General features: G+C 53.1%; 12 protein-coding genes. 10 read left to right on the top strand and 2 right to left on the bottom strand.

Features of this window, described 5'->3' with window-relative positions:
* Positions 1–30: 30 nt before the first annotated feature.
* On the bottom strand, positions 31–1,425 hold the full coding sequence (locus FJ695_RS27460) for an L-serine ammonia-lyase (RefSeq protein ID WP_141188411.1): 1,395 nt from the start codon (positions 1,423–1,425) through the stop codon (positions 31–33).
* A gap of 236 nt (positions 1,426–1,661) precedes the next feature.
* Here FJ695_RS27460 and kynU point away from each other — a divergent pair, with 236 nt between their 5' ends.
* The gene (kynU, locus tag FJ695_RS27455) at positions 1,662–2,882 is read left to right on the top strand and encodes a kynureninase (RefSeq protein ID WP_141188410.1); all 1,221 of its coding nucleotides are present in this window, start codon (positions 1,662–1,664) and stop codon (positions 2,880–2,882) included.
* A 270-nt stretch (positions 2,883–3,152) separates the two neighbouring features.
* Here the strand turns inward: kynU and FJ695_RS27450 are convergent, their stop codons facing one another.
* The gene (locus FJ695_RS27450) at positions 3,153–5,255 is read right to left on the bottom strand and encodes a bifunctional diguanylate cyclase/phosphodiesterase (protein ID WP_141188409.1); all 2,103 of its coding nucleotides are present in this window, start codon (positions 5,253–5,255) and stop codon (positions 3,153–3,155) included.
* A 701-nt stretch (positions 5,256–5,956) separates the two neighbouring features.
* On the opposite strand from FJ695_RS27450, the gene FJ695_RS27445 reads away from it, so the two are divergent.
* From FJ695_RS27445 to hemP, 9 genes are all read left to right on the top strand, one after another.
* Complete coding sequence (locus FJ695_RS27445; RefSeq protein WP_141188408.1) at positions 5,957–6,727, top strand: ABC transporter ATP-binding protein; 771 nt, start codon at positions 5,957–5,959, stop codon at positions 6,725–6,727.
* Complete coding sequence (locus FJ695_RS27440; RefSeq protein WP_141188407.1) at positions 6,724–7,431, top strand: ABC transporter ATP-binding protein; 708 nt, start codon at positions 6,724–6,726, stop codon at positions 7,429–7,431. The genes FJ695_RS27445 and FJ695_RS27440 overlap by 4 nt, the downstream gene beginning before the upstream one ends.
* Before the next feature lie 5 nt (positions 7,432–7,436).
* The gene (locus tag FJ695_RS27435; RefSeq protein WP_141188406.1) at positions 7,437–8,309 is read left to right on the top strand and encodes a branched-chain amino acid ABC transporter permease; all 873 of its coding nucleotides are present in this window, start codon (positions 7,437–7,439) and stop codon (positions 8,307–8,309) included.
* Between the two features lie 14 nt (positions 8,310–8,323).
* Positions 8,324–9,286 carry a branched-chain amino acid ABC transporter permease gene (locus FJ695_RS27430; protein ID WP_141188405.1) on the top strand — a complete coding sequence of 321 codons (963 nt, stop codon included), beginning with the start codon at positions 8,324–8,326 and terminating at the stop codon, positions 9,284–9,286.
* 90 nt (positions 9,287–9,376) lie between these two features.
* Entirely contained in the window at positions 9,377–10,582 is a 1,206-nt protein-coding gene (locus FJ695_RS27425; RefSeq protein WP_141188404.1) for an ABC transporter substrate-binding protein, read from the top strand.
* Positions 10,583–10,688: 106 nt separating this feature from the next.
* Positions 10,689–11,867 (top strand): NAD(P)/FAD-dependent oxidoreductase, encoded by a 1,179-nt coding sequence (locus tag FJ695_RS27420; protein WP_141188403.1) that lies wholly within the window; start codon positions 10,689–10,691, stop codon positions 11,865–11,867.
* A gap of 97 nt (positions 11,868–11,964) precedes the next feature.
* A complete protein-coding gene (locus FJ695_RS27415) occupies positions 11,965–13,002 on the top strand; it encodes a LacI family DNA-binding transcriptional regulator (protein WP_168206505.1) in 1,038 nt (345 codons plus the stop codon).
* A gap of 128 nt (positions 13,003–13,130) precedes the next feature.
* A complete protein-coding gene (locus FJ695_RS27410; RefSeq protein ID WP_141188968.1) occupies positions 13,131–13,595 on the top strand; it encodes an Rrf2 family transcriptional regulator in 465 nt (154 codons plus the stop codon).
* 358 nt (positions 13,596–13,953) lie between these two features.
* Complete coding sequence (gene hemP / locus FJ695_RS27405) at positions 13,954–14,166, top strand: hemin uptake protein HemP (RefSeq protein WP_141188402.1); 213 nt, start codon at positions 13,954–13,956, stop codon at positions 14,164–14,166.
* The last annotated feature ends 10 nt before the right edge of the window (positions 14,167–14,176 follow it).

Raw genomic sequence — 14,176 nt, 5'->3', positions numbered from 1 at the left:
ATCTCACTACGCCAGATCTTTGCTTGCAGATCAGCACTCCACGATGTTGACCGCGAGCCCTCCTTGAGAGGTTTCCTTGTACTGTTCCATCATGTCCATCCCGGTTTGACGCATGGTTTCGATGCAACCATCAAGCGGAACGAAATGGGTGCCGTCCCCTCGCAGGGCCAGTGACGCAGCAGTAACGGCTTTTACTGCACCGAGGGCATTGCGTTCAATGCAAGGGACTTGCACAAGGCCGGCGATTGGGTCGCACGTCATGCCCAAATGATGCTCCAAGGCAATTTCAGCGGCATTTTCGATTTGTTCATTGGTACCGCCGAGAGCTGCACATAGGCCTGCGGCCGCCATGGCCGAAGCGGAGCCGACTTCCCCCTGACAGCCAACCTCCGCACCAGAGATGGAGGCATTTGCCTTGATGATACCGCCGATGGCAGCCGCAGTTAAAAGGAACGTGCGGATACCATTCGTATCGGCACCTGGGCAATGATCGAGGTAATATCGTGTCACTGCGGGAATGACACCTGCTGCACCGTTGGTCGGCGCGGTCACTACCCGCCCACCGGCTGCATTTTCTTCATTCACCGCCATGGCATAAACGCCCAGCCAGTCCAGAACATTGTGTTCAAACAACGGGTTGCTACGGCCTTCCTTGATTAGCTTCTGGTAGATGTCAGAGGCGCGCCGTTTGACGTTCAAACCACCTGGAAGAATTCCAGATTGCGTGATGCCTCTGTTGATGCAGGAATCCATAGCGGACCAAACTTTGTCGATCCCTGCCTCAACCTCGTCGCGTGCTTTGTCTGCGGACTCGTTCCGAAGCTTCATGTCGGCGATGGTGAGGCCTGCTTCCTGACCCATTTCCAACATTTGTTTGGCCGAAGCAAAGGGAAATGGAACGTTCTGAACCGCAAGTTCATTGACTGGCTCGTTGGTCGTCTTGAGCAATTCCTGTTCGCTGACCACAAAACCACCGCCGATGGAATAATAGACAAAGCTATCAAGGAGCGAGCCATCCTGGCTGATGAGATGGAATGTCATTCCGTTCGCATGCAGAGGCAAGGCCGGGCCATAATCGAAAATGACGTCCTTTTCCGGAACAAAAGGAACATCAAGCAGTCCTTCAACCTGCAAACGGCGTTTCGTTTCCAACGCCTCCAGCATTGGTTCAACCTGATCCGGATCAAGCGTATCTGGAGTGGCACCAAGCAGCCCGAGGCAAACTGCTTTATCAGTGGCATGGCCCTTGCCGGTGAACGCCAGTGATCCGTGCAGCGTAACTGTCAGCCGTGCCGCCTGGCCACAAATTCCCGGATTGGCTCTCAGGCGGTCGAGGTATCTGTGCACGGCGACCATTGGGCCGACAGTATGCGAACTGGAGGGACCGATCCCGATCTTGAAAATATCAAAAACACTGATGAACATCGATGCGGAGTGCTCTTCTTTTGGCGGATACTGGAGGTTTGATTGATGACGCCCAAGCTACCAGACTGCTTTTCGCAAACATGTTGTTAAGCGAGCAAAACTGTGTTGATTGCGACATTTTAGCCAGAGCAGATTTTCCCATTGTGCATGGGTATTCGGAAACAGTTGTTCCGCTGGTCTGCCTTTGATAGCGTGCGGCTCCCGATAATTAACTAGACCCGGAACAAGAGATCTCCATGCTATCCCAACACCCTTCTGACAAGAACGATGTCCTGCGTACAAAAAAGGATGCGTTCAAAATACCGGAAGGTGTGTTTTACCTGGATGGAAATTCCCTCGGCGTTCTACCAAAAAACGTTCCAGCCCGCGTTGCTGAAGTGGTGGAAAAGGAATGGGGCGCCAGCCTGATTAAATCCTGGAACGAGCACAGCTGGATTGATTTGCCGGTTCGTGTCGGCAACCGGATTGGCCGGCTGATTGGGGCGCCCGACGGCTCGGTCGTTGCCTGTGACAGTACATCCATAAATGTCTTCAAGGTTCTTGCTGCCGCTTTGTCGCTGCGGCCGGACCGCAAAGTCATCTTGTCAGACAACGGCAATTTCCCGACCGATCTATATGTCGCCTCCGGTTTGAAAGATTTGCTCAATAGCGGGCATGAACTGAAGATTGTCGATCCAGAAGATGTTGAAGCGGCGATCTCGGAAGATGTCGCAGCAGTTCTGATTACCCAGGTGGATTACCGAACTGGCCGTGTGCATGACATGGCTGGAATAACGAAAAAGGCACATGCGGCTGGCGCCTTGGCCATTTGGGACTTGGCGCATTCAGCTGGCGCCATTCCCGTCGATCTTGAAGGGGCTAAGGCAGACTTTGCTATTGGCTGCGGCTACAAGTATCTCAATGGGGGGCCCGGTGCGCCGGCCTTTCTCTATGTAGCGCCATGCCATCAGGACAAAGTAACCTCACCTATTACCGGCTGGATGGGGCATGAAGCGCCATTTGCCTTTGATCTGGACTACCGGCCCGTGCACGGCATCAACCGGATGACGGTCGGCACGCCGGCAATCTTGTCTCTGTCGAGTCTTTATGCCGCTTTGGAGGTATTTGAAGATGTCGATATGGCCGATATCCGGCGCAAATCCATATCCTTGAGTGAATTGTTCATTGCAGAAGTTGAAGCAAAATGCCCGCAGCTGACATTGGCAAGTCCGCGCGACCCGGAGGTTCGGGGAAGCCAAGTATCTTTCCGTTTTGAAGAAGGATACGCGGTGATGCAGGCGCTGATCGCTCGTGGTGTTATTGGAGATTTCCGGGCGCCAGACGTGATGCGTTTTGGTTTCACACCGCTGTATCTTTCACATCAGGACATTGTTGATGCGGTTAGCATACTTGCGGATATCCTGGCGACTGAGAGCTGGAATAGACCAGAGTACAAAACCCGCGCGAAGGTTACATAGCTTCTAGAGCCTGTCGCATCTAATTGTTTTCATTTGACCGCGACACATTTGATCTCTGGCTAGGCGGTTTGCGCGCGATGGTGTGATCACCATAAGCGCAAAACAACGTCGCAAGTGAGCAAATGTGTCCGGCCCTTTTCTTATGTCTTTTCATACAGAAGGGTGCAGAAAAAGGGCCCATCGGCAGCGTTGCACCGCTCACACGATCAACCAGATCGCGTTTCGCGATCGCGCCTAGCCGAAGGAGCCGTTTCTATGCATCAAATGGAATCAATTAGATGCGACAGGCTCTAGGTGGGACTGTTCTTCTAAGAAACCGATAAACCGATCCTCCGGGATCGGTTTGGAATAGAGATATCCCTGGAACTGGTGGCATCCGTTTTCGGACAACCAATTGCGTTGCTCGACCGTCTCGACACCCTCTGCGACCACACTGGCGCCCAATGCATCAGCAAGCGACAGGATCAACTTGACGATAGCGCCCCCGGTCGAAATGTCATTCATGAACACCCTGTCGATTTTGATGCCGTCAATCGGATAGTTGTACAAATATGCGAGATTGGAATAACCCGTTCCAAAATCGTCGATGACAATACTGTAGCCGACGTTCTTTAGCTCCTTGAGCGCCGTCAAAGCATCCGGGATTTCGCCCAGAACCACATTCTCTGTGATTTCCAACGAGATTTGGCTGGGATCACAGCCGTAAATATCGGGCAGATCCATCATGAGTGCCGTGAACTCTGGGTCAGATAACTGCCAGGGCGAGACATTCATCGCAATCGCGATCCTCAATCCGCGCTGTTGGAACCTGGCCTGCGCCTGAGCAACACTCCGGCAGACCCAAGCCCCAATCTCGTTGATCAAACCTGTGTCTTCAGCAAGCGGAATGAATTGGTCTGGCGCGATGAGACCCTTTTCAGGATGTAGCCAGCGGATCAAAGCTTCGGCAGACACCGTCCGGTTGGTTTTCGTGAAGGCGATCGGCTGGAAGTAAAGAACAAACTCATCTTCCCGGATCGCCCGCTCGAGGTCTTTTTTTAGCGCGAGGTTTTCATCGCGGCGTTTCCGCATCGTATCCTTGAAGCGGACACATTTTTCCTTTGGCTCACGTTTGGCTTGATAGAGCGCCAAATCCGCGTTGCGGATGAGATTGTCGATGGAACGGCCATCGTCCGGATAATGCGAATACCCTATGCTAAGGCTGATATTGCGTGGGCGCCCGTCAATGATCTGCTGGTAGCTGAAGGTGCCAAGCAGTGATTTTCCGAACCAGCCGGGGCCTTCTGCTTCCGGGTCTTCCAGGTGGCAAATCAAAAACTCGTCGCCGCCTAAGCGGGCAACGATATCGTTAGGGCCGGCGATTTCCTTCAATCGGTTAGCCACCAGCTGCAGTAGGGAATCACCTGCAGCATGCCCCATAGTGTCGTTGATGAGTTTAAAGTCATCGAGATCGACCAAATACAGTGTAGCCGTTAGCCCTTTGGCTGCTGCGGCGGCCAGGACCTTGGACAATCGTTCGGTCAGGAAAGTCCGGTTGGACAAACCGGTCAGGGCATCATGGCTTGCGAGATATTGTGCCCGCTCTTTGGTCTCATGCAACTCTGTCACATCGATTTCACTGACCAGATAGGCCGGTTGGCTCGTGACGACGTCGCTGCAAGGGCGGACCGTCAATTCATGCCAGCGATCACCGTCGTTTGTTCGAACTTTGGCAACCATCCGAGCATGCCGATCTCGTTCGATGCGTTCTTTGAGATGTTGAATATCTGCCGGATTTTGAAACTGGCTGAAGAAATTTGTGTCTGGATCGACGCAGGCCGCTCGTGCAGCCGTATTCCGGTAGAGCGGTGATCCGCCCATAGCAAACAGCGAAATCATCACTGTTGTGTGCATTAGGGCTTCGGCGCTTCTCAACGTCTCAGGCTGTTGCTCGTGATGGTCGCGTGCTTCAGCAAGCATGGCCATTCGGCCATCATTCAATCGAATGCCGCTCAAAGTGACTTGGAGGACCCGGGCTTTGCCTTTGGGATAAAGCGTCCAGATTTCGGAAAAGCTGACGTCCCGCTGAATAAAGTCCTGCCGGTATTGATTGAGACGTTGCTCAACAGAATGAGACATGTCGGCGCCCATGTCACGGGACCGTAATTCTGTCAGGTTAGGAGCACCGGTTATCTCAAGCGCTTTGTTGTTGGCCCAGATTATACGTTTTTCGTCGAAATCAAAAATCCACACACCGGTATCCAGCCGGTCGTAAATACTGTTAATCAACCGGGCATCAAATCTGGAATCGGACAACGCTTTAGCCAAAAAATCGGACTCATCTGTGTCGTCTTGCACCAATTTTCTTAGGTTTAGATGATCAGACAGTGTCATTCTCCAAGCCATGCGTGTGCAGGCAGTTTAGTTCAATGCAGAAGTGTAGGCTTCTGCAAGCAAGAGTTTCAAGTTGGCGATATTCGCAAGATTCACAGTACCTGACACCTGTGGTTCTTGTTGTTTGAAAGAAAACCGTCGCACCCTATCTACGTCGCGGATGATAGGCATGAGTGATGAAAATTCCCCTAACTCCATGATGTTGAATTACAAAACTTTAGATAAAATGGTGCAAAAATTCGCACTTACTTGAAAAGGATATTCCGGCTCCTAAGAGTAAGCAAGGGTTGTATTGTTTCGGAACTAATTCACAGATTGTTGTTGTGCGCGGTGCAGCAAGACGACTCAATCGCATTTTTCTCGTTTAAATTGTATTTGTTGTCTAAGCCGTTGACGCACTTCAGATCTGCGGTCGGTTGCTTTCTGCCTTCAGCTCGGGCGTTGAATCACCGGTTCAAAAACTATGGTCTCCTGCAAGTCACTAGGATCGCGTATACCAATTCTATCGCGTTTCAGGAAAATCTTGCCTTTTCTGGTGCGCAGGGCGGTGATTATGAGTTGATTGATCTGTCAATGAAGCTAGAAGGATGGAAGCTGCGGTAAAACACTCATAAAGCTCGAGCCTTTCGTGGGCCTGAAGCACCAATGCGCGGCCAAAGGAAATAAGAAAGACCGCTTCCGGGGGGCGGCGAGGAGCTTTGATGCTGGAGCTAAATCAGCTCGTAATGAATTTTGGTGGGTTTCGGGCAGTAAATGGCTGCTCATTCCAAGTGGAAGAGGGCAGTATCACCGGACTGATCGGCCCGAATGGAGCAGGAAAAACAACGCTCTTCAACTTAATAGCAGGAGCGCTGGCACCCAGCAGCGGAACGATCCGGTTTTTGGGGGAGGATGTTACCAGTCTGGCAAGCCATCAGCTGTTCCATAAAGGACTGGTGCGTACATTTCAGATCCCGCATGAATTCCACAAACTCACGGCGCTTGAAAACCTGATGATGGTTCCACCATCACAGCCGGGAGAAAGCCTGTTTTCGAATTGGTTTTCCTGGGGGCAGGTGAAGTCGGCGGAAATTGACGTCGAGAAAAAGGCCTACGAAACGCTAGAGTTTCTGGAGCTGAGCCACATTGCCCATGAACGAGCCGGCAATTTGTCCGGTGGCCAGAAAAAACTTCTGGAGCTGGGCCGGACAATGATGACGGACGCCAAGCTTGTATTACTGGATGAACCGGCAGCCGGTGTGAACCGGACCCTTTTGCGCAAGCTGGAGAGTAAGATCGAACTCTTGAATAAAGAGCGCGGTTACACCTTCATCTTGATCGAGCACGACATGGAAATGATTGAAAAGCTGTGTGACCCGGTCGTCTGCATGGCCGAGGGTAAAGTGTTGATTGAAGGCGACTTTCAAACAGTGCGCTCTAATCCTCAGGTGCTGGAAGCCTATCTTGGAGAGACCACAGGGGATGCCGCATGACTGCTCTCCTCTCTTTGGACAAGATCACCGGCGGTTATGGCGATGCCGACATCCTGCAGGATGTTTCGATGCATGTGCAGTCCGATGAGATTGTCGTCATAGTGGGCCCGAATGGCGCCGGTAAATCGACAGCCATGAAATCCGTCTTCGGCTTGTTGAACATCCGCGGCGGTAAAATGCTGTTTGACGGTGACGATATCACTGGCTGGGCGCCGAACCGCATCGTTCAACGGGGTATCTGCTACGTACCGCAGGTCGACAACATCTTCAGGGAAATGTCCATCCATGAGAATCTGGAGATGGGCGGATTCTTGAAAAAGGGTGATTTGTCTGCCGCCTATGATCGGATTTACGGGTTGTTTCCGGACTTAAAAGAACGCCGCAAAACAATGGCAGGCAGCTTATCGGGTGGTCAGCGCCAAATGGTCGCTATGGGGCGCGCCATGATGCTGGATCCGAAACTGTTGCTTTTGGATGAACCGACGGCTGGACTGTCGCCCAAGTATATGGAGCAGATATTTCAGATCTGCCGCGATGTCCGGGATAGCGGCATTGCAATTATGCTGGTCGAACAGCATGCGAAACAAGCGCTTGCATTTGCCGATCGGGGCTATGTGCTGGCTGCAGGAAAGAACCGTCATGAAGGCTCAGGAGCCGATTTGCTGGCGGACCGTGAAGTCGCCGAAATGTTCCTGGGGGGCTGAGCGGTATGGATTTGCTTGAACTTCTAAATTTCTACGTCATCCCAGGCATCGTTCTAGGATCAATCTACGCCCTTGGCGCCGTCGGGATCACGTTGATCTTTGCGATCTTACGGTATGCCCATTTGGCTCACGGAGATTTGGCGACACTCGGGGCGTTTATTGCGCTCGCTGTCGTTACCACATTCGGGGTATCGCCCTTGGCGGCGCTTCCGATTGCCATCATTGCAACGGCAGCAGTGGCGGTCGGTATCGACAAAGTGTTTTATGATCACTTGCGGGAACGGCCCAAGATCGTGACCGTCATGGCTTCTTTGGGCATCGCATTGATGGTCCGGGCGGTCGTTCAGGTTGTCTGGGGGGTCGACACCGAAACTTATTCGCGCGGAATTGTGCGGCCCGAAAACTATTTCGGACTGAGAATACGTGACCGTGAGATTTACACAGTTGTCGCAATGCTGGCACTTGTGGGTGTGTTGCAGCTGTTCTTGACCCAATCTAAGTGGGGCAAGGCGATGCGGGCCATGTCCGACAACCCGAACCTGGCGCTGCTTTCCGGCATCGACAACAAGAAGGTCATCATCCTGACTTGGGTGATCGCTGGTGGACTGTGCGCGGGATCCGGGTTCTTCCTTGGACTTAACACCGAGCTGAAGTCGATGATGGGTTGGCACATGCTTTTGCCGATGTTCGCGGCAGCTATTCTCGGAGGTGTTGGCCGTGTTGAAGGAGCAGTTCTTGGTGGATTGATCGTCGGGATTGCTGAAGAGCTGTCAGTGCTCGTCATTCCAAGTGAATACAAAGCCGCGATGGCCTTCGCCATCCTGTTGTTCATGCTTCTTGTGCGCCCGACCGGGCTGCTCAAGGGCAAGGTTCTTTAAGGAGGGAGGACAAGATGGAGTTTTTGGGTCTTGTAAACTATGCCCTCTTTATGGCGATCTTCATCGCGATCTACGCGCTGTTGGCGTTAGGGCTGAACATTCAGTGGGGTTTTGCCGGCCTGTTTAATGCTGGTATCGCTGGGTTCTTTGCCGTTGGTGCCTATACATCCGCGATATTAACGACTGAGGCGGTAGACGGCCGGATTGGCGGCTTCGATCTGCATTTCATCATCGGTTGGATCGGCGCAATGATTGCCGCGGCTGTTGTCGCGTGGCCGATTGGCAAGATCTGTTTGCGTTTCCGCTCCGATTATCTGGCGATTGCCTCCATTGGAATTGCAGAGATCATTCGTCTGGTGATCAAGTCGGAACCAGTGCTTACCAACGGCGCTCGCGGTATTCCGGGCATTCCGCGGCCGATGAGCGATATCGGCTACATGGAATCGCAGATTGCTTATCTGATCATCGTTCTAGCGGTGTTGATCGCTGCATATGTCCTGGTTGAGCGTCAGTTCAACGCTCCTTGGGGCCGCATGATGCGGGCCATCCGGGACAATGAAGATGCCGCCAAAGCAATGGGTAAGGACGTTGAATTCCGGCGGTTGGAAGCTTTTATCTTCGGAGCTGCCCTAATGGGGCTGGGCGGAGCGCTGTTTGCGCACTTCAACCGATCTATCACTCCAGAAGCGATCGATCCGATGGTTGCCACCTTCCTTGTCTGGATCATGTTGATCCTTGGCGGGTCTGGCAACAACCGGGGCGCAATCCTGGGCGCCGCAGTGGTTTGGATCATTTGGTCCGTCTCGGAGATTGCAACAGATCGTCTGCCGCATGAATATGCGATCCAGGCAAAATACATCCGCTTGTTCCTGATTGGTTTGATGCTGCAACTCGTCTTGCGCTTCCGGCCAGAAGGGCTTCTTCCAGAGCCTTTGAGAGGTGATCAGCGGAGTACAAAAAACGGCGCGGACCATTAGGCCCGTGTCGGGGTGGTATGCGCTGAATGCGTGTGCTACTCAAAATATTCAAAGACCCGGCAAAGACCGGATAATTGAGGAGGTACTTCTATGAAAACCAAGCTTCTAACGCTTGCAGCCGGCCTGATGACGGCCACAGCGCTGGCCACAGTTCCGGCAAAAGCCGACGTCAAAATCGGCCTGATCGGTGGCATTTCCGGCCCGATTGCTGCGATGGCTCCGGCCATGGTCGATGCAGCTCAACTGGCGGTACAACAGGTCAATGAACAGGGCGGTATCGGTTCTGGCGAAAAGCTGGTCGGCGTTGTTGGCGACAGTGCCTGTAACCCGCAAGGCGGCACCGATGCAGCGACCAAAGCTGTGAACATCGAGAGCGTATCCGGCATCGTCGGTCCGCATTGCTCTGGTGCGGTTCTGGCAGCGGCTGGCTCTGTTACCATCCCGGCAGGTATCACCTTGATCACGCCGTCTGGCACGTCTCCGGAAATCACCAATCTGGAAGACAATGGCACCGTGTTCCGGACTGTTCCGTCTGACGACTATCAGGGCCGTGCTCTGGCACGCACCATGAAAGAGATGGGTTACGGCAAGGTTGCCGTTGCGCACCTTAACAACGACTACGGCACAGGCCTCGCAAATGCGTTCAAGGCTGAATATGTCGACGCGCTTGGCGGTGAAATCACCCAGTTCGCAGCCCATGAAGAAGGCAAAGCTTCTTACCGCTCAAACCTGGCAGAGCTTGCCAAAGGCGGCGCTGACACGCTGGTGATCTTCGATTACGGCGATGGCACTGGCCTCACCATCCTGCGTCAGGCTTTGGAAAACGGCTTCTTTGAGAAGTTCGTTGGCGGTGACGGCATGAAGTCTGATGCTGTGATCAATGAACTCGGCGCTGAAAACCTGGCCACATTCGTGTCCTCGTCTCCGGTTGGTGAAAAGTCCGACTCTCTGGACATGTTCAACGAAGCCTTCAAAGGCGTTGGTGGCGATCCGGATGCGATCTTCGCAAACACGTCCTATGATGCGGCTTTCCTTCTGGCCCTGGCTCTTGAAAAAGCTGGCGGTAAAAAAGAAGGCGTTGCAGCTGCTCTGATGGAAGTCTCCAACGGCGAAGGCGAAGCTATCCGTCCAGGTGAGTGGAAGAAGGCCAAAGAGCTGATCGCAGCTGGGACAGCCATCGACTATAAGGGCGCTGCTGGCGACCATAACTTCGATGCCAAAGGTGACGTTCCGGGCACTTACGCCCTGTTTGAAGTCGGCGCTGACGGCTTCGAAGTTGTCTCTGAAATGAAGTAATCTTTCGCTTTCTTAGCGAGATTATTTGAGACCGGCGGTTCGAAAGAACCGCCGGTTTTCTTTTTGCACTCTGGTGCCAAGCCTGAAAGCCTGTATAAGCGCGGCCATGCGTGATCTGGATATACTAGTACTCGGCGGCGGGGCTGCTGGTTTGATGTGTGGCATTGAAGCAGCCAAACGCGGCCGCAAGGTTTTGGTCATCGACCATGCCAAACGTCCGGCGGAGAAGATTCGAATTTCCGGTGGCGGGCGATGCAATTTCACCAACCTTCACTGCACACCAACAAATTTTTTGTCCCAGAATCCACGCTTCTGCGTGTCTGCTTTGAAACGCTACACGCAGCAGGATTTTCTCAATCTCGTCGAAAAGCATCGCATCGCCTGGCACGAAAAAACACTGGGCCAACTGTTTTGCGACACTTCGGCGAAAGACATCATCCAGATGTTGCTTTCGGAACTGGAAGTGGCCGGAGGGGCCTTGCAGCTGGAGACGTCGATCACAGCGGTAAGCAAGCCGGACGACAAGTTCTCGATCGCAACATCCAAAGGACCGTTGCGCGCCTCGTCTTTGGTCGTGGCCACAGGCGGTCCGTCCATTCCGAAAATGGGCGCAACTGGATTTGGCTATGAGCTTGCCAAACAATTTGGCCACGACGTAATTGCACCCCGTGCCGCGCTGGTGCCGCTGACCTTTTCCGATGCCAACAAGGATCTGTGTGCACGGCTCTCGGGCGTCTCTGTCGATGCGGAAGTGAGTTTCAAAAAAACCGCTTTCCGGGAAGGATTGTTATTTACTCACCGCGGCCTGTCCGGGCCATCTATCCTGCAGATCTCCTCCTATTGGGAAGAAGGTAAGCCGGTTTCAGTCAATCTGGCACCGGGCGTGGATGTTTTTGGGGTTCTAAAACAAGCCCGTTTGGACACGCCAAAACAGGACTTGAAAACGGGGCTAACTCAGATCCTGCCGAAGCGCTTGGCCGAAGAACTGTCGCAAGCCTTCCAGATGAAAGGCCGGATGGCTGACCTTTCCGACAAGGTTCTGCGCGGGTGCGCAGAGCAGCTCAACCGCTGGCAGCTGATACCGGTTGGTACCGAAGGCTACCGGACGGCGGAGGTCACACTGGGCGGTGTCAACACCAAGGAACTCTCCTCCAAGACGATGGAAAGCAACAAGGTTCCAGGGCTGTATTTCATTGGCGAAGTGATGGACGTCACCGGCCATCTCGGCGGCTTTAACTTCCAGTGGGCCTGGTCGTCTGGTCATGCAGCCGGACAGGTCGTTTAACTCCCGAAAGAGCTCACATAGCAAATAATACTGCATTGCAGCATTTTTGATGACCGTGCCTCATTTGCTGGTATAGTGCCGGCAAAGGGAGGCGGTTTTGAAGCGTGTGACCATTCATGATGTGGCCGAAGCTGCCGGCGTCAGTCTGGCGACGGTGGACCGGGTTTTGAACACACGGCCAGGTGTGCGCAAAGCGACTATCGAAAAGGTCCGGCAAGCAGTTGAAAGCTTGAATTATCAGCCGGATGTTTTTGCCGCAGGTCTTGCCAAAAAAAGCGCTTACCGGCTGCATTTCCTCATTCCAAATGGTCCTAATGCCTTCATGGAAGACCTGACCCGTGAAGCGAAGGCGCATGCGGTTTCCATGAGCGGCGCCCGCATGCAAGTGCATGTCGAGCCGATAGATGCCTTCGACGGTCATCGTGTGACTGGAACGCTTGCGATTTTGGACAAGTCGGTCTGTGACGGTGTCGCTGTGGTTGCGCCGGCCTTTCCGGAAGTACGGGCGGCTATTGACCGGCTGCAGGACAGAGGTGTGCCGGTGGTCACCCTTGTCTCCGATCATCCAGTCTCAGAACGGCAGCATTTTGTCGGTATCGACAATATGGCCGCGGGCCGCACCGCCGGGCGACTTCTTGGACGGTTTTTGCCCAAACATCCGGCCAAGATTGGTTTGATCGCCGGATCGCTCGGCTTGCGCGATCATGCTGACCGGTTTGCAGGCCTGCGTGAAGTAATTGAGACGGAATATCCGCATTTGCAGCTATTAAAGGTCCGCGAGGGCCGGGACGACAATGAACGGAATGAAGATCTGATCCGCAAACTTCTGGCCGAACATCCGGACTTGGCGGGCGTTTACAACATCGGGGCGGGCAACCGGGGGGCGATTTCGGCGCTGACGGAAAGTGGACGCGCAAAGGATATCGTTTTTGTCGGCCACGAATTGACCCCTTACACACGGCAAGCGCTTCAATCTGAAATCATGGATGCTGTCATTGCGCAGGACCCTGGGCATGAAATCCGCAGCGCCATTCGAATCTTGAAAGCACTTTGTGATGGAGTGCCCATAATTGATGATCAAGAGCGCATCGGTATCGATATCTTTCTGAAAGACAATCTGCCGACAGAGGCGTGAGACTCGGCAATCCTGTGATGATTGATTGAGGTCGAACATAGGTTTTTGGGTTTGGTTGCCACAAAACTTGGTCAAAATACTCCAAATTTATGATTGACCTTTTTAGCCGGCACCCGCATATCTATGCCATGCGCTTAACTCAACAGACCAATTATGCTGTCCGCGCCCTGATGTATTGCGCGGTCAATCCAGACAAGCCGAGCCGGGTTGCGGAAATCGCAGCCAGCTTCGAGATGTCTGAAACCCATCTTTTCAAGATCATGAAGGTTTTGGTCGATGCTAATCTGATCAAAACCATCAGAGGCCGCAACGGCGGTGTCATGCTGGCGCGCCCAGCCGAACAGATTTCGGTTGGTGAAGTGGTTCGCGCCGCTGAAGGCAGTTTCTTGCTGGCTGAGTGTTTTGATTCAGGAAGTAAGGATTGTCCCTTGATCATGTCGTGCGGTTTCAACGGATTGCTGCATGAGGCTTTGGAAGCCTTCATGGAAGTCCTAGATGGCAGGTCCATCGCAGACTTGTCAGAAGACCGGTTTGGTATGCGCACGCTCCTCAATATTGACCCGGGCGAACAACCGGTTGCTGCCAACGCCTGATCTGAATATCCGGATCTGAAACAAATAAAGCCGCCCTCTGGGCGGCTTTATTTGTTTGTTCTTTTGGATTTTCCAATCGAACAAAGGCCGAGCTGGCTGACCGCTGAGGGAGAGGAGAGGGCGGTTGGCTTGCCGGCATTTGGCACCTTGCCGAAACAAGGGGCCTGTCTTCCAAGAACCAGAGGACGCGATTTCCAGTTCCTTTCCGATCAGGCATTGCTTTAATAGGAAAACATGAGTATGAGTGTCAAGTATAAAGTTGAGTAAATTACTCACCTTAGAAACATTCTATAGAACAAGCCGTTAGCTTGTTCTCCGCCTCGGGGAAACCCCGTATATCAAGAGATGGATTGAAGCCATGACACCTTCGACGAACAGCCGTAAGCAACGACTGTCTCTCACTGTATCCAATGCACGCCCAGCATACTTCAAGGCCCCATCAGTTGCCGGAAAACCCGAGCTCAAATCGGACGATTTGTTCAGCGGGACGCGGGAGATTCACATCCTGCACAACGACGACACCTACCGGCTGTCGATCACAAAACAGGGCAAATTGATTCTGACCAAATAAACTGGCTGTT

Source organism: Labrenzia sp. PHM005, assembly GCF_006517275.1.
Lineage (GTDB): Bacteria > Pseudomonadota > Alphaproteobacteria > Rhizobiales > Stappiaceae > Roseibium.
Note: the sequence above shows the minus strand (reverse complement) of the source record. Positions and strands in the feature narration are given on the sequence as shown.